The sequence below is a fragment of the Pseudonocardia sp. Cha107L01 genome (assembly GCF_052566575.1).
The window spans coordinates 4266422-4285491 of sequence record NZ_CP199579.1 but is presented as its reverse complement, the minus strand read 5'-3'; the positions used below and the strand labels follow the sequence as shown (position 1 = coordinate 4285491).

17 protein-coding genes and 1 pseudogene are annotated in these 19070 nt (G+C 67.4%); 14 read left to right on the top strand and 4 right to left on the bottom strand.

Annotation, left to right across the window (positions count from 1 at the left end):
* Positions 1 to 113 precede the first annotated feature (113 nt).
* The 10 genes and pseudogenes from ACTXG6_RS20190 to ACTXG6_RS20145 all read left to right on the top strand — a co-directional run bounded on the left by ACTXG6_RS20190 (position 114) and on the right by ACTXG6_RS20145 (position 9926).
* Positions 114 to 1319 carry a trans-sulfuration enzyme family protein gene (locus tag ACTXG6_RS20190; RefSeq protein WP_445189346.1) on the top strand — a complete coding sequence of 402 codons (1206 nt, stop codon included), beginning with the start codon at positions 114 to 116 and terminating at the stop codon, positions 1317 to 1319.
* An 18-nt stretch (positions 1320 to 1337) separates the two neighbouring features.
* Positions 1338 to 1736 (top strand): hypothetical protein, encoded by a 399-nt coding sequence (locus tag ACTXG6_RS20185; RefSeq protein ID WP_445189345.1) that lies wholly within the window; start codon positions 1338 to 1340, stop codon positions 1734 to 1736.
* 371 nt (positions 1737 to 2107) lie between these two features.
* A complete protein-coding gene (locus ACTXG6_RS20180) occupies positions 2108 to 3601 on the top strand; it encodes a DHA2 family efflux MFS transporter permease subunit (RefSeq protein WP_445189344.1) in 1494 nt (497 codons plus the stop codon).
* Positions 3601 to 4425: an HlyD family secretion protein gene (locus ACTXG6_RS20175; RefSeq protein WP_445189343.1), complete on the top strand. Its 825-nt coding sequence runs from the start codon at positions 3601 to 3603 to the stop codon at positions 4423 to 4425. Before ACTXG6_RS20180 ends, ACTXG6_RS20175 begins: the two co-directional genes overlap by 1 nt.
* Positions 4426 to 4879: 454 nt before the next feature.
* Positions 4880 to 5542 (top strand): FadR/GntR family transcriptional regulator, encoded by a 663-nt coding sequence (locus ACTXG6_RS20170; protein ID WP_445189342.1) that lies wholly within the window; start codon positions 4880 to 4882, stop codon positions 5540 to 5542.
* 50 nt (positions 5543 to 5592) lie between these two features.
* The gene (locus tag ACTXG6_RS20165; RefSeq protein WP_445189341.1) at positions 5593 to 6498 is read left to right on the top strand and encodes an ABC transporter substrate-binding protein; all 906 of its coding nucleotides are present in this window, start codon (positions 5593 to 5595) and stop codon (positions 6496 to 6498) included.
* Positions 6499 to 6599: 101 nt separating this feature from the next.
* Positions 6600 to 7226 (top strand): annotated as a pseudogene (locus ACTXG6_RS20160) (amino acid ABC transporter permease); the annotation flags it as partial.
* A gap of 201 nt (positions 7227 to 7427) precedes the next feature.
* A complete protein-coding gene (locus tag ACTXG6_RS20155) occupies positions 7428 to 8150 on the top strand; it encodes an amino acid ABC transporter ATP-binding protein (RefSeq protein WP_445190057.1) in 723 nt (240 codons plus the stop codon).
* Positions 8151 to 8180: 30 nt separating this feature from the next.
* A complete protein-coding gene (locus ACTXG6_RS20150; protein ID WP_445189340.1) occupies positions 8181 to 8867 on the top strand; it encodes a cyclase family protein in 687 nt (228 codons plus the stop codon).
* Between the two features lie 135 nt (positions 8868 to 9002).
* Positions 9003 to 9926, top strand: coding sequence for an acetamidase/formamidase family protein (locus ACTXG6_RS20145; RefSeq protein WP_445189339.1), 924 nt, complete (start codon positions 9003 to 9005; stop codon positions 9924 to 9926).
* A 160-nt stretch (positions 9927 to 10086) separates the two neighbouring features.
* Here ACTXG6_RS20145 and ACTXG6_RS20140 read toward each other — a convergent pair whose 3' ends face one another.
* From ACTXG6_RS20140 to ACTXG6_RS20130, 3 genes are all read right to left on the bottom strand, one after another.
* Complete coding sequence (locus ACTXG6_RS20140) at positions 10087 to 10848, bottom strand: maleylpyruvate isomerase family mycothiol-dependent enzyme (RefSeq protein ID WP_445189338.1); 762 nt, start codon at positions 10846 to 10848, stop codon at positions 10087 to 10089.
* Complete coding sequence (locus ACTXG6_RS20135; RefSeq protein ID WP_445189337.1) at positions 10845 to 11444, bottom strand: TetR/AcrR family transcriptional regulator; 600 nt, start codon at positions 11442 to 11444, stop codon at positions 10845 to 10847. The genes ACTXG6_RS20140 and ACTXG6_RS20135 overlap by 4 nt, the downstream gene beginning before the upstream one ends.
* 201 nt (positions 11445 to 11645) lie before the next feature.
* Entirely contained in the window at positions 11646 to 12077 is a 432-nt protein-coding gene (locus ACTXG6_RS20130) for an ester cyclase (RefSeq protein WP_445189336.1), read from the bottom strand.
* A 207-nt stretch (positions 12078 to 12284) separates the two neighbouring features.
* On the opposite strand from ACTXG6_RS20130, the gene ACTXG6_RS20125 reads away from it, so the two are divergent.
* Positions 12285 to 12824 carry a PadR family transcriptional regulator gene (locus tag ACTXG6_RS20125; RefSeq protein ID WP_445189335.1) on the top strand — a complete coding sequence of 180 codons (540 nt, stop codon included), beginning with the start codon at positions 12285 to 12287 and terminating at the stop codon, positions 12822 to 12824.
* Between the two features lie 162 nt (positions 12825 to 12986).
* Here the strand turns inward: ACTXG6_RS20125 and ACTXG6_RS20120 are convergent, their stop codons facing one another.
* On the bottom strand, positions 12987 to 13685 hold the full coding sequence (locus tag ACTXG6_RS20120; RefSeq protein WP_445190056.1) for a DUF4333 domain-containing protein: 699 nt from the start codon (positions 13683 to 13685) through the stop codon (positions 12987 to 12989).
* A gap of 493 nt (positions 13686 to 14178) precedes the next feature.
* Between ACTXG6_RS20120 and ACTXG6_RS20115 the strand changes: the two genes are divergently transcribed.
* The 3 genes from ACTXG6_RS20115 to ACTXG6_RS20105 all read left to right on the top strand — a co-directional run bounded on the left by ACTXG6_RS20115 (position 14179) and on the right by ACTXG6_RS20105 (position 19048).
* Entirely contained in the window at positions 14179 to 15756 is a 1578-nt protein-coding gene (locus ACTXG6_RS20115) for a hypothetical protein (protein WP_445189334.1), read from the top strand.
* A 584-nt stretch (positions 15757 to 16340) separates the two neighbouring features.
* Positions 16341 to 16664, top strand: a complete 324-nt coding sequence (locus tag ACTXG6_RS20110; RefSeq protein WP_445189333.1) for a hypothetical protein — start codon at positions 16341 to 16343, stop codon at positions 16662 to 16664.
* 146 nt (positions 16665 to 16810) lie between these two features.
* Positions 16811 to 19048 carry a LuxR C-terminal-related transcriptional regulator gene (locus ACTXG6_RS20105; protein ID WP_445189332.1) on the top strand — a complete coding sequence of 746 codons (2238 nt, stop codon included), beginning with the start codon at positions 16811 to 16813 and terminating at the stop codon, positions 19046 to 19048.
* Positions 19049 to 19070 lie beyond the last annotated feature (22 nt).

Sequence of the window (19070 nt, the reverse complement as noted above, 5' to 3'; positions counted from 1 at the left end):
TGCCCCAACTCAGGCGCTAGTTGCTGCCAAAGTTGCCGAGATCAGCCCCCGCCAGCACGCCGGTCGGCCACCCTTGTGACGTCCCACCAGGCAGTCCACGGGAAAGAGCAACCATGCCGGGCAGCAGCACAGTCGCCGTTCACGCCGATCGCGACGTCCACCCCAGCCATGCCGTGGCCCGGCCCATCTACCAGACTGCGGCGTTCTGGGCCGAGGACGCGGAACAGTTCGCGGGGGCCGCAGTGGACCCACGGGGACAGGCCTTCTACACCCGCTACGGCAACCCGAACCACGCTCAGGTCGCGGCGGTCGTCGCGGAACTGGAGCACACCGAGGCGGCCATGGTCACCGCCTCCGGGATGGCCGCACTCACCACCGCCGTACTGGCCTTGGTATCCGCCGGCGACCATGTGATCGGGCAGAAGTCCACCTACGGCGGCACAGCGTCGGTGTTGCTGAACCTGCTGCCGCGGTGGGGTGTGTCGATCACCCAGGTCGACCAGGCCGATCCGGCGGCGTTCGAGCGGGCACTCACCCCGAAGACCCGCCTGATCCTGCTGGAGTCACCCAGCAATCCGCTCCTGCAGATCACCGACCTGCGCGCCATCGCGGACCTCGCCCACGCGCACGGCGTGCTGACCATGGCGGACAACACCTTCGCCACCCCGCTCAACCAGCGACCTGCGGACCTCGGCATCGACGTGGTCTGGCACAGCGCGACCAAGTACCTCAACGGCCACTCCGACGTCTCCGCCGGCGTGCTGGCCGGCCCGGCCCAGATCCTGGACCAGATCTGGGACGTCGCCCTGCTCACCGGCGCCACGCTCGGCCCGTTCGACGCGTGGTTGCTGCTGCGCGGGCTGCGCACGCTGCCGCTGCGTTTGCCACGGCACAACGCCAACGGCCAAGCCCTCGCGGAGGCGCTGAACCACCATCCGGCCGTGGCCCGGGTGCACTATCCCGGCCTGCCGAGCCATCCGCACCACACGGTGGCGGCCAGCCAGATGAGCGGCTTCGGCGGGGTACTCGGCATCGAGCTCGCCGGCGGCTTCGACGCGGCCGAGGCATTCCTCAGCCGGCTGCACTACCCCCGCCGGTCAGCCAGCCTCGGCGGCGTGGAGTCACTCGCCGTGCATCCGGCGGCCATGTGGCGCGGAATGCTCAGCGAGGACCAGATAACCGCGTCCGGGGTTCCGGCGGGCCTGGTCAGGTTGGCCGCCGGCACCGAGGACACAGCAGACCTGGTCGCCGACGCACTCGCCGCGGCCGACGCCACGCTCGCCACAGGCGACACAGCACTCGCCTCCGCCCACCCATGACACGGCCGGCTGGAAGCCGTGGCATCGGGCGTCACCACGATGCTGGACTGGTTCCACGCCGCGCAGACCCCCGAACACACCGACGCCGCGATCGACGCACTGCGAGCAGCCCCGGGGCGGTCGGTCTTCTGCTTCGGCGCCGGGTTCCGCACCAGCGACCCGATCGACACCGAGGTCCGCCGCGTCCGGTCCGCACTCCCGGGCGACGGCCTGCCCACCATGGCCCTGGGGCTCCGCGGCCCGGAAATGACCACCAAGGACATCGTCGCCGACGACCTGAAACTGGCGGCCGAGCTCGGACTGCACCGACGACAGCCCGGCCGCGAGCGGCGACATGTTCTCCACCGTGCGCACGGCCTACGCCGTGCCGGCATCCCGCTCGACGGCACCTGGCTCCCCACGACAGAACCGGCGTAACCGTACCGGGTTTCTTATGGACCTCCAGCGCCCCATTATGCGAGTAATAATGGTTCGTCGGAATTCGATCCAACCGTGATCATAATTGCCTAAACTAAGTGGTTATTTCTCAAGGACGGGTTGACGGTTCGGCCCACACGACCTATTCTTGCGCGGCATTTTCATTTTCACAGCTCAATGACCATGAAAGTGCAGGGGTCACCTTGCGTCATGACCGATATGCGGACGGCGCCGACGGCAGGGACTCCGGTACGACGATCACCCCATCCCGCCCGGAGCGCGGGACCGAGCCGGCTGCGGGCACACCCCTCGCGCCCGCGACCGAGCCGGCCGCTGGTCGGCCCCCCGGGCCGCTCCGCTGGTTGCTGCCGGTGGTCGTCACCGTGTCGATCGGCATGTTCGTGTCCACCCTGGACTCCGCGATCGTGGGCATTGCCTACCCCGCGCTCGGGAAGGATCTCGGGGCCACGAGCGAGAGTGTCCAGTGGGTCACCACGGCGTACAAGCTCTCCCAGGGGGTGGTGATTCCCGCCGCCGTCTGGCTGTGCCGCCGCTTCGGCCTCGGTCGCATGTACTTTGCCGCTCTGCTCGGATATGCAGTGACGTCCGCACTGTGCGCCTCGGCCACCAATATCGAATCGCTCGTCGCCTTTCGCATTCTCCAAGCAATTCCGGGCGCCCTCACCCCGATCGTCTGCGTCGGAATCATCTACAAGTTGATACCGAAGGCGAGCCAGTCGATCGCATTGGGCATGTTCGCCATCATCGCCATCTCGGCGCCGGGCTTCGCGCCCTTCATCGGCGGGTACCTCGTCGAGTATCTCAACTGGCGCTTCGTATTTCTCGCCGGAGCCCCCGCCGCGCTGCTCGGCATGGGAGCGGCCGCATTGCTGCTGCCGCGAATGCCACCCAGTGGCGCACCGCCGCCCTTCGACTTCCCCGGGTTCGTGTGCATCGCGCTGGGCTGCAGCGCCGTCCTGCTCGCCTTGTCCAAAGGCCCGCAGTGGGGCTGGACCAGCTACCCGATCCTGGCGCTCCTCGCCGTGGGCGCGAACGCCCTGGTGGCGTTCGTCGCGGTAGAGCTGCGGGTCGCGAACCCACTGCTGGATCTGCGGATCTTCACGTTCCGCCCATTCGTCGTCGCGCTGGTGGTTCTCGAGGCTATGTTCACCGGGTTGACCTGCGTGTTCGCCTTCCTCCCGATGTTCCTGCAACAGGCCCAAACCTTGACTCCGAGCCAGGCGGGGATGATTTTTGTGCCCCAGGCCATCGTCTGGATCATCGGCATACCGCTGTCCGGCATTCTGTGGCAGCTCATCGGAGCCAGGAAGGTCACCATCCTGGGCCTCGTTCTGATGGGCGGGGCCACCCTCATGCTCGGCCAGCTCAATGTCGACCTGCCCCATCCGAGGGTTGTCCTTCTGCTCTGCGTCCGCGCGCTCGGAATGGGCCTCGTCATGCTGCCCATGCTCGGCGGCGCGATCTACGTGCTCCCGACGCGCCTGGTGCCCGACGGCATTGTTTTCCGCACCATGGTGCAACGCACCGGCGCAGCGCTGGGATTGGCCGCGATTTCCGTCCTGGTCACCGCGCGGCGCGCCCAACATTTCGCCGACCGGTCCGCGCTGCTCGACATCAGCGCCCCCTACCACGAGCCACGGATCCTGCAGCTGCAGCAGCAAGGCCCAGGCGGGCTGGTCCCGCTGTGGCAGAGCGTGCAGGTACGCAGCCTCACGGCGGCCTACAGCGACGCCTACCTCCTGGTCGGCGTGGGCACCCTGGCCGTCATCGCGCTCATCTTCCTCACGAACTGGCCGACGCCACCCCGGATGTCCCGTGGCGAACTGGTCGAGGTCGGGGTCTGATGCGCGCCCCGACGATCGAGAAGACAACCGCGACGCAGGCGCCGACATCCGCCGGTGCACCGCCGCCGGAACACAACGGCCCGGAACTCAACGGCGCCGGCCCGTCGCCCACCGTCCTCGAACCCGACGGGTTCACCTACGTGTCGGTCCCCCACTCGGCAAGGACCGTGCGCAACGCCGGCCGACTGCTCATCTTCGTCGCTGTCCTTGCGCTCTGCGAACTGGTGGGGCTCGGCACCACCTACCTCGCCCACGACCGCTACTACATCTCCACCGACAACGCGCAGGTCGACGCGGACCAGATCCTGATCAACGCTCCGTCCAGCGGGATCTTGGAGAGCTGGAGCGCGAGCCAAGGCACGTCCTTCCGGCACGGACAGGTGCTCGGGCGGGTGACCGGGGTCGGCGGTGTCCCGCGGGTCAGCCGCGTCATCAAGGCCCCTGGCCCCGGCCTCGTCGGCCTCAAGGCCGTGGCGGACCGTACCTACGTGCGTGCCGGTCAGACACTGGCCGTCGGGTACGACCCGCAACGCGTCTACATCACGGCCCGTGTTCCGGAGACCGACGTTCGGCGCGTCCGGGTCGGCGACGCGGCGGAGGTACGGCTCGACGCGTACCCGAACCGCGTCGTCGCCGGCGTGGTCGAACAGCTCCAGGCCTCCGCCGCCGGGAACTTCACCATTTATCCCTCGACCGACCTGGATCCCACCAACATCCAGAAGATCGACCAGTACATCGCCGTGCGCGTCCGGCCGGCGATCACGGACGACATTCGCCTCTATCCGGGCCTGAACGCTGCGGTCACCATCTGGGTGGGCCGGTAGTGGATCACGCCATCTGGCGCGGGCAAGCTAGCAGCCAGGCGTTTCGCGCATCCCACGAACCGCGCCGCCACCATCACAGCTGCTGGCTGCGGTTTACTCGCCGTGACCGCGGGGCGGGCCAGCCAGTCGCGGTTGCGATCCCACCGGATGACCAGTTCGGCCCGAGCGGCGCCCGCGAACGGGCCGCCGCTGTGATCGCGCGAAGCGGCGTACTCGTGGCGATGCCATGTTCGGGCCGTGGACGACACCCAGGTCGTCGCGATCGAAGTTGCTGATCCACCACCTGCAGGTACGTCGTATCGGCGCCGTAACTGTTCGTATCGGTCTTGTTACGCACCTTCTGCCGCTTTCCGCCTCGACGTAGCGTCACGTTCGTCAGATGGTCAGACCAAGTTCTGGACGGTGGCACGTGACGCATCGCCTCATCAGCCCGCTCGGCCCGCGAGCGCGCAGTGTGAGCGTGCAGATCGTGGCGCATCTGGAACGCCTGATCACCATCGGTGAGCTGAATCCGGGAGACAGGTTGCCCGCGGAGCGCGATCTCGCCGCGGACTTGCAGGTGTCGCGGGCGTCGCTGCGCGAGGCGATGCACGAGTTGGAGGCGAAGACACTTATCGAACGGCGACCGGGTCGCGGAACCATCGTGCTGCCACCACCAGAGTACGTGCGCGACCTCTACGAACACATCTCCGGCGAGGACCGCAAGCTGCGTGATGTCGCGGAGCTGCGGGAGACGATCGAGCCGCAGATCGCGCGGCTGGCTGCCTGCCGGGCGACCGACGCTAACCTCATCGCCCTCGACGGTGTGCTCCTGCACACTGTCGAGGGATTGAACGCCGCGGGTTCGGTGAAACTGGATCTGGAATTTCACCTGTTGCTGGCTCAAGCCTCGCAAAATCCGTTACTTGCTTCATTGAACACCTTGGCCAGCTCGTGGACTCGCGCCATTCGCGAGCTTTCTCACGCGACAAGACACTCGCGTGAAGTTTCCTATCGAGGTCATCGCGAGATTCTCGATGCGGTTGCGGCCGGAGACAAAGACGCCGCCGGTGATGCCATGCTCAAACATCTTCAGGAAGTCGCTGAGCTGACAACCCAGAACTATCCCCTGATCTAGTCAAGCTCTACCCCGCGACTCCTTTCTGTTTCCTCCGAGAGGAATGCGCCGTGCGTAAACTATTTCGCTTCGCTGTATCCGTGCGGACATGCGCCGCGGTTGCGTCCCTCGGCCTGCTGGTCGCTGGGTGCTCTGCCGGCGGCGGCACCAGCGGAAACGCCAACGCCAGCCCGGTCTCCGCCGCGTGCGCGGCGGGTCAGAAGGCCAACCCGGGCGTTGTGGGCAAGCACTACACGGTCGGTACGTCGCCGACGCAACCCAGCTACGAGTCGATTGATCCCAGCGACCCATCTAAGATCGTCGGATTCGACGTTGACTTCCTCGATGCGGTCAGCAAATGCGCGGGGTTCACTTACTCGTTCTCTCCCTCCGATTTCCAGACGCTCGTGCCGTCCCTTCAGGCTGGCCGGATTGATATGGTCGTCGCGAATCTGATCGCATCGGCCACTCGAGCGAAGCAGGTAAACTTCGTCATTTACCAAAATGACGAGGAAGCCCTGCTGGTTGCGCATGACAACCCGAAGTCGTTGACCAGTGTGACCGCATTGTGCGGAAACTCCATCGCCGTCTTCCCGGGAACGGTGCAGGCTGGATTCGTACAGACGCAGAGTGATGCATGCACCGCAGCCGGCAATAAGCCGATCGCGATCAACACGTTCAATGACTTCAATGGGTGTGTTCAGGGTGTCCTCGCGGGTCGCAGCGACGCGACGATCGATCCGGTGAGCATGGTCGAGCAGACCGTCACCAAGTACCCGAGCCGACTCAGTGGCACCGCCCCGATCACGGAGTTCCGATCCCCCATCGGTATCGCGTTCAACAAATCCAGCACATCGCTGCAGGCCGCGACACTCGCCGCGGTCAAGTCCGTGCAGGCCGACGGCACTGAGAAGTCGTTGTTCACGAATTGGAAGATCGATCCAGCCAGTCAGGCGCCCGCCACCGAACTTCCGTAGGTCACGGGTGCGGCGGCGCGGCTATGCGTCGACGCGCACTGCTCTAGCTCTGCACGCCATGGATCGTCCCTGTCCGGTAACGGTCCCGCGAAAGGCCGCTGATGCGCGAATATCTGCAGTACTTAACCTTGCCCTATCTGTGGCAGGGGGCGCTGACTACTGTCGAGATCGCCGCCGCCTCTTTGGTGGGAGCTGTCATTCTCGGAGCGATCCTGGCCGAGGTCCGCATAGCCCCCGTGGCCCCTTTGCGCGCACTCGCCGGCGGATACATCTGGCTCATCAGAGGTACACCGCTACTACTACAACTCTTGTTTCTCTTCGACGTGCTACCAGCAGTCGGCGTCGTTCTGGCGCCCATCCCGACCGCGATTATCGGATTCACCATCAATGAGTCCGCGTTCTTCGCCGAGATCATTCGAGGTGGCATCCTCTCTGTCGACCGGAATCAGACACTGGCCGCTCAGGCGCTGGGCATGTCGCCGCGGGTCACCAGGCGACACATTGTTATGCCGCTCGCTCTGCGGGCGATCCTGCCGAGTCTGGGCAACGAGTTCATCAACCTGATCAAGGGCACCTCGCTTGCGTCGGTGATCTCGGTGAGCGAGTTGACGCAGCGCAGCCAGTTCCTGTCGTCGCAGACCTTCGTTTTCTTTCCGATCTTCCTCGCCTCTGGCCTGATGTACCTCGTTCTCACCTCAGGCGTCGCACTCGGACAAGGTCGATTCGAGCGGCGGATGAGTCTTGAACGGGTACCGAAGGCGCCTCGCTACTCAACTCGATCGCGGCGCTCCCCCGGTGTCGCACTGAGCCCGGAACCCGTAGACGCCCGTCTACCCCTCGGCGAACCCGTCGACCGGCACCCTCGGGTTCCCGACGTTCATCAGCCGGTCCTGGTCTGTGATGGCGTGCGGAAGAGCTACGGCGGCCGGATGGTGCTCGACGGTCTTGACCTGACCATGCACCGCGGTGAGGTCGTCGCCGTGCTGGGCGGCAGCGGCAGTGGCAAGAGCACGTTGCTGCGTCTGATCAACCATCTCGAGTCCCTCGACGGCGGCGCGATCACCGTGAACGGTCGCCACATCGGCTACACACCATCGGGTGCCTCAGAACGCTCGGCGTCAAGGCTGGCGACGGCACGAGCCGAGGCCCGCATCGGGATGGTCTTTCAGCATTTCAACCTGTTCCCCCATCTGACCGCCCTGGAAAATGTCCGCCTGGCACCGATCTTCGTACATAACCAGGATCCATCTGAGGTCACTCATCAGGCCTTGGCGCTGCTCGCCGAAGTCGGTCTTGCCGATCACGCGGAGAAGATGCCACACCAACTCTCGGGAGGACAGCAGCAGCGAGTGGCCATCGCCCGAGCTATGGCCACTCATCCCAAACTGATGCTCTTCGACGAACCGACCAGTGCGCTTGACCCCGAAAAGGTCGGCGAGGTGCTCGCCGTCATGCGCCGCTTGGCCGCCGGCGGTATGACAATGCTCGTAGTGACCCACGAAATCCGTTTCGCCCGCGACGTCGCCGACCGGGTGATCTTCATCGAGAACGGGCGGGTCGTGGAGCAGGGCACGCCACTCCAAATCTTGGAGGCGCCCCAACAGCCCGAGACTAAACGGTTCCTCCATTCCCTCACCACCGTCGGCCTCTGAGCCATTGTTGCATCACCCTGGAGAAGATCAATGAACTTCGACGAGATCGTTGACCTCGGGCACGAGCTCTACACCGGGATGCCCTGTCACGCCGCTAAGATCACCGCGTTCTGGACCGTGGACGACTTCGACAACACTCGGCGTCCGAGCGACGGACGCCGCGCCCTGCACAACAAGATGATGCTGCTCAGCGAGCACACCGGCACCCACCTCGACGCCCCCTCTCATTTCGACGAGAATGGAGTGTCCGTCGATCATGTGCCGCTCCAGAACCTGATCCTGCCGGGCCACCTTCTCGACGTCTCCCACAAACGGGCACACGAACCGATCGAACCGCGGGATCTGGCCGAGGCCGAGCGCGCGAGTGGCAAGACGATCGGCCCTGGGACGGCCGTCGTGCTGCGCACCGGTCAGGACGTGAACTGGGGGACCGAGGACTTCTTCACCGAACGGCCGCACGTGACCGACGAGAGCGCACGTTGGCTGGTCGAGCGTGGAATCACTCTCTTCTGCACCGATCTCATCGCTATCGATGACCCGGACAAGTGGTGGGAGCCCACCCACACCGCCTTCCTCAAAGGCGGAGTTCCGATGGTGCAACAGTTGAATAATCTCAAGCGACTGGTCGGGAGGGAGTTCACCTTCATCGTCCTTCCCCTACCGATGCGTGGCGGTACAGCCAGCCCGGTGCGGCCTGTCGCTCTGCTGCACCAATGATCAGGCCTGGCCCACACATTAATTCTGTACATAGGGGCGAATCGCCGCCACTGCCTTACCCGAACTTCATCCGGCGGCCTGGCCGCCGGCGGTCGGCGCATTATCCGATTCCGACGTCCTCGACGAGAGGTGCCCATGACCAGCCACGTACTCGACCCGACGCCGCGGACGACGGCCGACGTGTTCTCCGCGGATCACCCGCCCGCGATCACCGTCGACCCGGGTGACACCGTCGTGGTCGGGTCGCTCGACGCGGCTGGCCACCTGGAACGTCAGACCGCGCCCGGGCAGGCGCGGCCGCAAATGTTCCCGAATCGCCGAGGGCACTGCCTCACCGGGCCGATCGCAGTACGCGGCACACGACGCGGAGACATGCTTTCTGTGCACGTCGTCGGGCTGCACCCCGGCACGTGGGGCTGGACGGTGGCCGGTGCCAAGGAATCGCCGGTCACCCAGCGGCTCGGCCTCGCCGTCGGGTCGCCATCGTGGCTGCTCTGGGAGCTGGACGCCGATGCCGGCAAGGCCACCGAGTCCCGCGGGTTCGTGCGCAGGCTCGCCCCGTTCCTCGGGGTCATGGGCGTGGCGCCCGCCGAACCTGGCGAGCACTCGACAATCCCGCCACGCGGCAGCACCGGGGGAAACATCGACTGCCGGGAGCTGGTGGCCGGCTCAACGCTGTACCTGCCGGTCGACGTGCCCGAGGCGCTGCTCTACCTCGGTGACGGCCACGCCGCCCAGGGCGACGGTGAGGTGGGCGGCTCCGCGATCGAATGCCCGATGACCAGCGAGGTGGTCATCGACGTGGCTCCGGATCGGCCGTTGCCGTCAGTACACGCCGAGACGCCAGCCGGGCGCGTGACGTTCGGCTTCCATGCCGACCTCAACAAGGCCACCGGCGACGCCCTGGACGACATGGTGTCCTGGATGCAGCTGCTCTTCGACCTGGACCGGGCAACAGCGCTGGCGCTGGCGAGCACGTGCGTCGACATGCGAGTTACGCAGATCGCCAACCAGGTCTGGGGCGTGCACGCCCTACTCCCGACCGGAGTGCTGTCCTGAGCGCTGCCGCTACGGCGAGCCGAGAGTAGGTTCCTCTCATTTAAGAGGGCTTGTGGATTCCGAGCGCTCTCCCGCGACAGCGAGGGGCCCGATCGGTGTGATCAGGGCCAGCGCCGCGACGCGCCATCGCGCCCCGCCGCTGGCCTTGACGAGCGGTTCGTCAGAAGGGGACTTCGACATCGAGCAGACCGGTGCCGGGCAAGCGGCGCGACACGGTGCGGCAGAACTCGATCGCGTCGAGCTCGAGCTGGGGGCCGCCCGCCGCGTGGGACCAGGTGCCGCCGGCAGGCCCGGTCAGGTGCAGCGTGTACGGACGGCCGTGCCGGCTCGCCCACTCGGCGACGACATCGGCCACGAGCAGGCCGTCGTGCTCCGCGGTGAGCGCCAAGGCACGGCCGGTTGCCTGCGCGGTGTCGACACGGTGCATCCACGTGTCGCGGGTGAGGATCGTGTCGTAGAGGAAGCCGAAGCTCCACCGCTCCTCGACGCCGTTGAGGGTCTCCGTCACTGGCATCGGTACGCGGGCCATTGCGACCGACCTGCGTCGCCTGCCGCGGGCGGCCGGCTCGACGATCCCGGCATAGGCCTGCACGATCCGGTCCGGTGTCATGGTTGAGCGCTCCTCGACCTGCAGTCCGGTCAGCGCATCGATGAACACGCCGCCGCGCTTGGTGGCCTTCATGTTCTGGCGCACCATCTCCCGGAACGACGAGGCCATCACGGCCATCCCGAGGTTGTGCGTGGCCATCGCCCGTACGTCCCATGCCGGGCAGTCGGTCGGCGCCGCCCAGTCGGTGCCGTCCAGTGTGCGGATCTGGTCGAGGAAGCGCTGGTACTCCGTGGCGGCCAGCCGCATGGCGGTCTCACGGTCCAGCGCGGATCGCCTGGTGCGCGCGGCCCGGGGCGTGTCTGTGGTGGTCATGTCGGTTCCTCCGGCAGTCCGAGTGCATCGGCGTACATGTCGACGGCGCGGTCGACGAGCCGGGCCCACCGGGTCCCGCCCGGATCGTTAGCCCACTGCTGGTCGATCAGTCCGGTGATGAGCGCTGTGTAGAGGTCGATGTCGGCGTCCTCGTGCACGCCGATGGCGGCGAGTGCCTCGCGCATGCGGGCGAAGGCGCGTACGGCGGGCGCGTAGCTTTCCTCACTCGGGGTGAAGTCCGGGATGGTGCGCACGTTCATCAGCTGGTGGCGGGCCAGATCGGCCACCGCGAAGTCGAAGAAGGTGGTGGCGATCAGGCGCAGCGCCGGCCGCGGGCGCGCGGGCACGACCAGCTCCTCGATCACATCGACATAGCTCGTCCACGCCTCGCCGAACATCGCGTCGTAGATCGCGTGCTTGGAGTCGAAATGCGAGTACAGCGACGGCGCGCGCATGCCCACCCGCTCCGCCACATCGCGCAACGTGAGCGCCGCCATGCCGTTCTCACGCGCCGCCGCCCACGCGGCGGACAGGATCTCGCGGCGCGCTACCTCACGACGTTTGACTTTCCAATGTGTCGTAGTTTCCCCGAACATGATTAGGCACAGTCCTCGTGACCAGCCTTGCTGTCAACGGACCGCATCAGAAACAGCCCGAATGCCGCCATGCCGCCGGCACGATCGCGGACTGCGGTCCCGGTCCTGGCGGCAGCGCGGGTGTCCGCGCGACTGGATGAACCACTCGAACCGTCGGCGCCACTCACCGTTGGGCACAGAATCCCAGCGGACGTGGTCCGCCTATGCGGGGATCGGCGCGAGTCCGAGTTGCTGCGCCAAACTCGCGGTGTCGAGGTACACCCACATCTTCTGGATCTGTCCGGCGCTGACAATGAATACGTCGACGCCTTGGACGGTGACGGTCCGCCCGCTTGGGTTCTCGCCGGCGAACGAGCCGGCGTGCGTACCACGGGCGACCCAGCGGGCGACAGCTCTATCGCCTTCCACGATGACACCGTCCTCGACAGTCATGTGAAAGTCCGGGAACGCGTTCAGCAGCGTAGCGATGAACTGCCCCACGTCCGCCCTGCCGTGGAGCTGTCCGCCAGGCGCTGTCGGATCGGTGAACTCAATGTCGTCGGCGATCAACTCACCCGCCGCGGCGGCGTCGCGACTGTTCACGACCTCGTTGTAGAACCGGAAGACAACCGCGCGGGTCTCTTCAGCGTTCATGACGGTCTCCTGTGCCTGAGGGATGCCGTGTCGGCTACGCGACGAGTCCACCCCGGACCATGATCAGGACGGAGGCGATCAACCGTCCCATCGGCGGAGCAGCCCATCGCGGCGCCTCCTGCGCCGACAGACGTTAACGTCTCACTGAGACGGTCGCAATGGTACGTTTGGCTGGTGCCGCTTCCCTTGACTGAGTCCTCGTACGCGGTGCTGATCGTGCTCGCGTTGCGTGGCCCCTCTACCGCCTACCAGGTCAAGTCGGGGCTGGAACGGCTGGCCGGGGAGTTCTGGGCCGTGCCTCGCGCGCAGGTCTACCGAGACTGCGTCCGCCTGGTCGAGGCGGGACTGCTCACCGCGCAGCAGGAGGAGAGTGGTCGGCGCCGACGTGTCCTCGAGCTCACCCCAGCCGGTCGTGACGCTGTGACGGAGTGGGTGCGTGAACCCACCGATGCGTCGATGGAGATCCGCGATGTCGCGCTGCTCAAGATCGCGGCGATCGAGCTGTCGACGCCTGAGGATGTCCGTGCTCTGGCCAACCGTCAGGTGATCGCCTACGAGAGGCGCCTGGCCGCCCTTGCCGATATCGAGACTCGCATGCGAACGAGACCGGGAAACGAGCTGCGCCTGCGCAACCTCACTGTCGGGTACGGCGTCTACACCGCCCAGCTCAACTTCTGGAAGGGCCTCGCCACGGATCCCTTCCCTGTGATCAGTCAGGGCGAACGCTCCGCCGGGGCCACCTCCTGAGACTTGCCCGCGCAGCCGCCTGGAAGACCGCCGTCGCGCTGATCCGCACAGCGGGCACCGCCTCAGTGACGTCACTCTGCCAGTTCTGATCCGAGGTGCTTGGCCGGCGGAGGCTCACCCTGAGTGCGATCGCCAACAGGACCGCGAGCGAGACGCGGAGGACTACTTCGACGCGATGGAGAAGCTGACTCGCCCACCCGCCGTGCCGGTCGTGGTCACAGCCACCCTCACGGTTCCGCCTCGGGTGCTCACCAAGCAGTCCACCTCCTGACCGATGACTGGCGGAAGATCACCGGCGCACCTGACGGACAGCGGCCTGGACCCGGTCTGGTCGGCGAGCAACTCTGACACCCTGGGTTCCAGCAACGACTCCGCAATCGGACGGGCCTCGGGCCGATACTCATAGTGCATCGATTCGCCGTTGACCGACGTCACCGTGACGAGTAGATCAACCGGCTGCCCGTCGCTGAACACGGCGGTGCAGCGCACGGTCCGCCCGGGGATGGCCGGCAGGTCCTCCGGACACGTGGCGTCGCGGACGTTCGCTCCGCCGCGCGTGAGCTGTCCGCTGAGATCGCGTGCGAGGTCGCCGGCGCTGCGCGAGGGCGGCGGGGCAGCGACTGTGGGGGTCGGTGACGCGAGCCCGGGATGCGGGTAGAGCGCAGGCATGGCCTTGAACAGCACACTCGCGAGCACCGCGACCGCGGCCACGCCGCCCACAGTGAACACGCTGCCGAGGACCACAGCGGCGGTGGCCAGCCCGTTCCCGGACTCGCCGGTGCGGCGGATCTGTCCGCGGGCGATGACACCGAGCGCGATCGCCGCCGGCGACACCACGAACGCCAGCACGAACGCCACCACGGCCAACGTGTTGAGTTTGGACGGCGGGGGCGACTGGACTGGCGGGCCGGTCGGCAAACCGGCCGGTTGCGGGAACGGAGGAAGTCCCGTTCCAGGGCCGTACCACGTCCCTACGGCAGGAGGTGGCGAGTCGGGCCACTCCGGCCATCCCGGGGTCGATGACATCGCCACTCCTCGACTATCGGCGCAGGGACAGGCTCCCGCCAGCCTGCAGCGCGCAATCACTCGGGCGAGCACGATCCGGACGCCGAAGGAACTGAACCCCACCGGATCACGAGGAGGTTCCCGGCACGACAATAGCCCGCCCGTGTCACGTTCAACACCGATGATCGTTCGGTATTGCGTCCGTGCTGGTCAAGCTGGTGGGCGCGGCAGGTTCGAACCTGCGACCGCTCGGGTGTAAAGGGCGTCGACAACATCGACCACAGCCTCCGATAGGCGGCGCGGGATATTGCTGGAGTCCGGAGGAGGGCTCCGTAGGATTCTCTCGGTCATGAATTTGCGACGGTGGCGATGGCCGGTTCTGGAGGCGGTGACCGCGGTCGGGGCGGCGCTGCTGCTCACCGGGGTTAGTACCTTCGTCGAGGTCGATCCGATCGATCGGGTCGGGCAGGTCAGCGGGCTTGCCGGGGTTCAGGTGTGGTACGCGCTGCTGGCGGGGGTGCTCGTGGCGGGCTTGCTGATCGTGGAGCGGGTGCGCCGTGGCGGGAGCCGCGATGGGCTGGTCCGGCTGGGCTGCGCGGCAGCCGCTGGGCTGGCTACCGGAGCGGTCGCCGGCGGGGTGGTCGTCGCGCTGCACGGCACGCCGTACGGTTTGTGGGCCGGGCAGGGTGACTACAAGGATCTGCTCGACTGGATTCAACGGATGCGGGCAGGTCAACCGACCACCGATCACTACCCCCCGTTGTTCTTGTATGCACTTGCCGCTTATTCCTGGTTGCGCGAGATGCCGCTGGCGTTCGCACTGAAGGACCTACAGATCATCGGGACCGCGCTGTTCGGACCGGCCAGTTACTTGGCGTGGCGGTTGCTGATGCGTCCGGGTTGGGCGTTGTCGATCGGAGTGGTGGCGTCTCTTACCGTGATCGTTCCGCTGAAGCCATACCGGGAGATCGTGCTGGTCGTGCTCCTGCCGGTGATCATCGCATTCGTGCAGCACGCGCGATCGGCCGCAGCGCAGCCGGGGCCGCGCGGCGCGGTGCGCGGGGCTGCGCTGGCGGGCGCGCTATTTGGGGTAACGTTCGGGCTGCTGTTCCTGCTCTACTCCGGGTGGTTCGTCTGGCTTGCCCCAGGGGTCGCGGTGGCCTTGGCCGTCTTGGCGCCGTGGCGCACTCGATGGCCGGCCATCCTGGCACTGGGTGGCACTACGGCCGCGGTGTTCGTCGCGGTGAGCTGGATCCATCTGCGGGGGCTGTTCAGTGCTCGCGGTGGCGCCTCGGACGCCTACGCATACTTCGACACCTACACCGAGCCGACCTTCATCGCGATGTGGCGCGACGACCGCCCGCTAGACCTGCGCGACGGTCCGTGGCCACCACCCGGTGAGCTCGCGAACGTTGGGGTGTTCACCGTGCTGCTGGTGGTCGGGCTAGGCGTGGCGATCGTTCTGGGCTGGCGGCGAACGGCCGTGGTGACCCTGCTCTGCGGCGCCTGCGGGGCTTGGCTGGTTCGGATGCTGCTGGCCAGCCGGGTGTATGCCGACGGGCTGGTCCGGCTCTACCCACGCACAACCCCGGTCCTGCTGTGCTGCCTGATGCTACTAGCCGGCCTCGGAGTCAGGTACGCGGCGGCCACGATCCATCGACAACTGTCTGAGCCGCAGCGAGGGGCGCTGTACGCGGTACCGATCGGGCTGCTGCTCGTGCCCCTGCTGTACTTCTTCGCGTCGGCCGGGTCGGCAACCGCCGACCGGTACATGCCCGATGCCCACCTTGCCGACTATGGATACTTCGCCTGGCTCGCGCACGTCACCCCGGAGCCGGACGGAGGCTGTCCGCCGTTCGGCCAGATTCACGGCGGATGCACCCAACAGCCCATCCACGTCCCGGGCAGCCAGCGCCGAGATCGCTAACCCCATGGACGCGCCCACCAGAAGGCCGTCTCTCGCAGCGATACGACGCCCGCAATATACCTCCGGCGGATTCCTTGGGCGCGGGGTCGGCGCGGACGAACCGACTCCCCCGCGCAGTTCGACGAGTCGACCTATCCACCTGGCCGCTGGGCGTTCCGCCAGGAGTACCCGATCACCTAGTTCTCAGCGAGCGCGGGCTGCGTTCAGTTCGTACCGCATCCACCTGTCCTGGACCACGGACCGCTGCCGTTGTTTCCCCAGCCCAGTCCGAAGCTGTCGCCCACGACGAAGGCGCCTTGAATGTTGACTTGCTGAGCATTGGTCGGGCGTGGCCCCGTTAGTCGCCAGGCAGGCGTGAGGCTGGAGGCAGCCGGGCGGCCCCACGCGGGGCGCGACTTGCGCTGAATGGATAGCCTGCCGATGAGCGAGGATATCTACTGCGGTTCATGTGGTGCGATCCTGCTGAGCCGGACAACGACGATGGCACTCCATCCTCAGCTGACACCCGCGATCACCCAACGGCCGAGGCCGGACCTGGGGGGCACGCCGTCAGCGTGTTTGCGGCGGCGGACCAGGTTGTGGTGGTGGCCGCGCGGGCTGCGCTGAGCCGCGAGCGTGTGGTCATGCTGCGGCATGCCGCGCTCGCGCAGCTGGCTCGACACCCGCGGATGGTGATCGTGGAATTCGCCCCGCCCGCCCTGCTGGCCAACCATGACCCCGCGCCGCTGGAGGCCGCCATGGCGGTACTGATCGAGGTCGCCCGGGAGGCCGCGGACGCGGACATCGGCCTATGCCTGGTCGTAGCGGCCGCCCAGACGGCCGCCATCACCGCGGCGCTGGATGCCGACGCTCGGGAGCTGTTCGAGATCCACCCCACGATCGCCGCGGCTCTGGACGCCGCGCCGTGAGCAAACTCGGCGTCGATCCGCCGCCCGCGCGGGTGCCTTGGTCGGGGCGGATCCGCCGGTCCGGACCGCGCTAGCCTCACAGTGCCATGGATCCGACATCGAGTCGCGCTGGCCCGGGCGCGGTTGGGTCGGCGGAGCCGAAGCCCGTGCTGCGCACCAAGCTGACCCCACCGGGGCCTCAACCGGGTGCGTTGGCGCGGGCCGAGATGGTGGCGCGGTTGGACGCGGAAATGCTCCCCGGCCGGCTGGGGCTGGTGGTCGCCCCGGCGGGCTGGGGCAAGTCCGCCCTGCTCGCCTCTTGGTGCGCTCAGCACCCGCCCCGAGACCGGTGCGGCTGGTTCTCCGCCGATGACGCGGACAACGACCCGGGCCGGTTCTGGACCTATGTGCTGGCCGCGCTCGCCGCGGTCCAGCCCGGCCTGGGCGACGGGGCCACCCAGCTGCTGTCCGCGCCCGGGACGACCGCCCTGGGCGATGTGGTGCCGGCCCTGCTCAACGACCTCGCCGAGCAGTCCGAAGCAGTGGCGCTGATAATCGACGACTATCAGACGGTCACCCACCGCGAGGTCCAGGACAGCGTGGCGCTGCTGGTCGAGCGGATCCCGCCGACACTGTGCCTGATCATCGCGAGCCGGACTCAGCCCAGCGCGCTGCCCATCGCGCGGTGGCGGGGTCGCGGCAGGATGGTCGAGCTCACCGCCGCCGATCTCGCTCTGACCCTCGGCGAGACCACCGAGCTGCTGGCCCGGGAGCTGCCCACCCCGCCGACGGTCGAGGACGCCGCACGGCTGCACGAGCGCACCGAAGGCTGGGTCGCCGGGCTGCACCTCGCGGCACTGTCGCTGCGCCGACGCCGCGACCTGCACGAGGCGATCGGTGAAATCACCGGCGACAACCGCCGCATCGGGGATTATCTGGCCGGGGAGGTGCTCGCCCGGCAACCCGATGAGCTGCGCGCTTTTCTGCGGCGGACCTCGATCCTCCAGCGGCTCAGTGCGCCACTGTGCGACGCCACCACCGCGGGTACCGACGCCGTGGCCATGTTGGCCCGGATCGAGCGCGACCAGCTATTCCTGATTCCGCTCGACGATCGCCGCCGTTGGTACCGCTACCACCATCTGTTCGCCGACGTCCTGCGCCGCGACCTGGAGCAGACCGAGCCCGCCCTCGCCGCGGTGCTGCACCGCCGCGCCGCGGACTGGTTCGCCGTGCACGACTCTCCGCTGGAGGCGGTGGGTCACGCTCTGGCCGGCGGCGACACCGCGCAGGCGGCCGAGCTCATCGCCGTGCACAGCATGCCGGTGTGCCTGCAAGGACAAGTGGACACCGTGCTTGGTTGGTTCGGGGCGCTCGGTGAGGACGTCTGCCGCGCTGATCCGCGCCTGGGCATGGCGCGGGCGATGGTGGCCGGCGCCGGAGGCCATCCCGTCGAGATGGTCCGGTGGGCCGACCTCGCCGAGCAAGCCGCGGTCAGCCCCGGGCTTCCGGTCGACCTTGTCACGTCGGTGCATGCCGGGGTCGCCGTGACCAGATGGGGGGCCGCCTACTTCTCGGGAGATGTCACAGTCTCGGTCCGGCATGCTCGCGCGGCGATCCGACTGCCGGCCGATATTCGGACGCTCAGGCAGGCCTACGCCGCACTCGGCTGGAGCCTCTACCGCAAGGGCCAGTTCCGCGAAGCGCAGGCGCCCTTCGGCCAGGCGATGCTGCTCAGCCAGGATCGCGGCGATGACCTGACGATCATGGTCACCTGCGGCATTCAGGCCATCATTGCCGCCGCCGAGGGCCGGGAACACGACGCCGAGGCTTTCGCGGTCCGAGCCGAGGGCGCGAGTCGGGGCCACTCCGCGGGCGAGCATTTCAACGCGTGGTGTTTCCATTTCGCTCGTGGATGGGCCGCGCGTGGGCAAGCAGAACCGGAACGGGCCCAGGGCCACTTCCAGCGGGCGCTTGAGTTGTTACGGCGCGGCCCGATGCGGCTGGAAACCGTCGAGGTGCTCACCGCCCTGGCCCTGACCGACCGTCAGCTGGGCAGGATCGACTCCGCAACAGATCGCCTTGAAGAGGCTCGGGGGATCCTTGAACACTGTCCGGACCCGGGCTACCTGCTCGCCGACCCCCGCGCGGTCCAGATACCTCCCCCGCCGGTCCCGACCCGGTCCGCCCCGGCCCTCACCCGCCGCGAATCCGAGATCCTCGCCCTGATCGCCGCCGCGCTGAGCGACCAACAGGTCGCCGAGCAGCTGGGGATCAGCCCCCGCACCGTGCACGCCCACCTCCGCTCGATCTATCCCAAGATCGGTGTCAGGGGCCGGGTCGGTGCCGTCCGCTACGCCCTGAACCACCCACCGCCGGCCGGCCCCCGCCACGACTCGGTGGGCTGACCGCGTCCAGTCGGACCTGCCC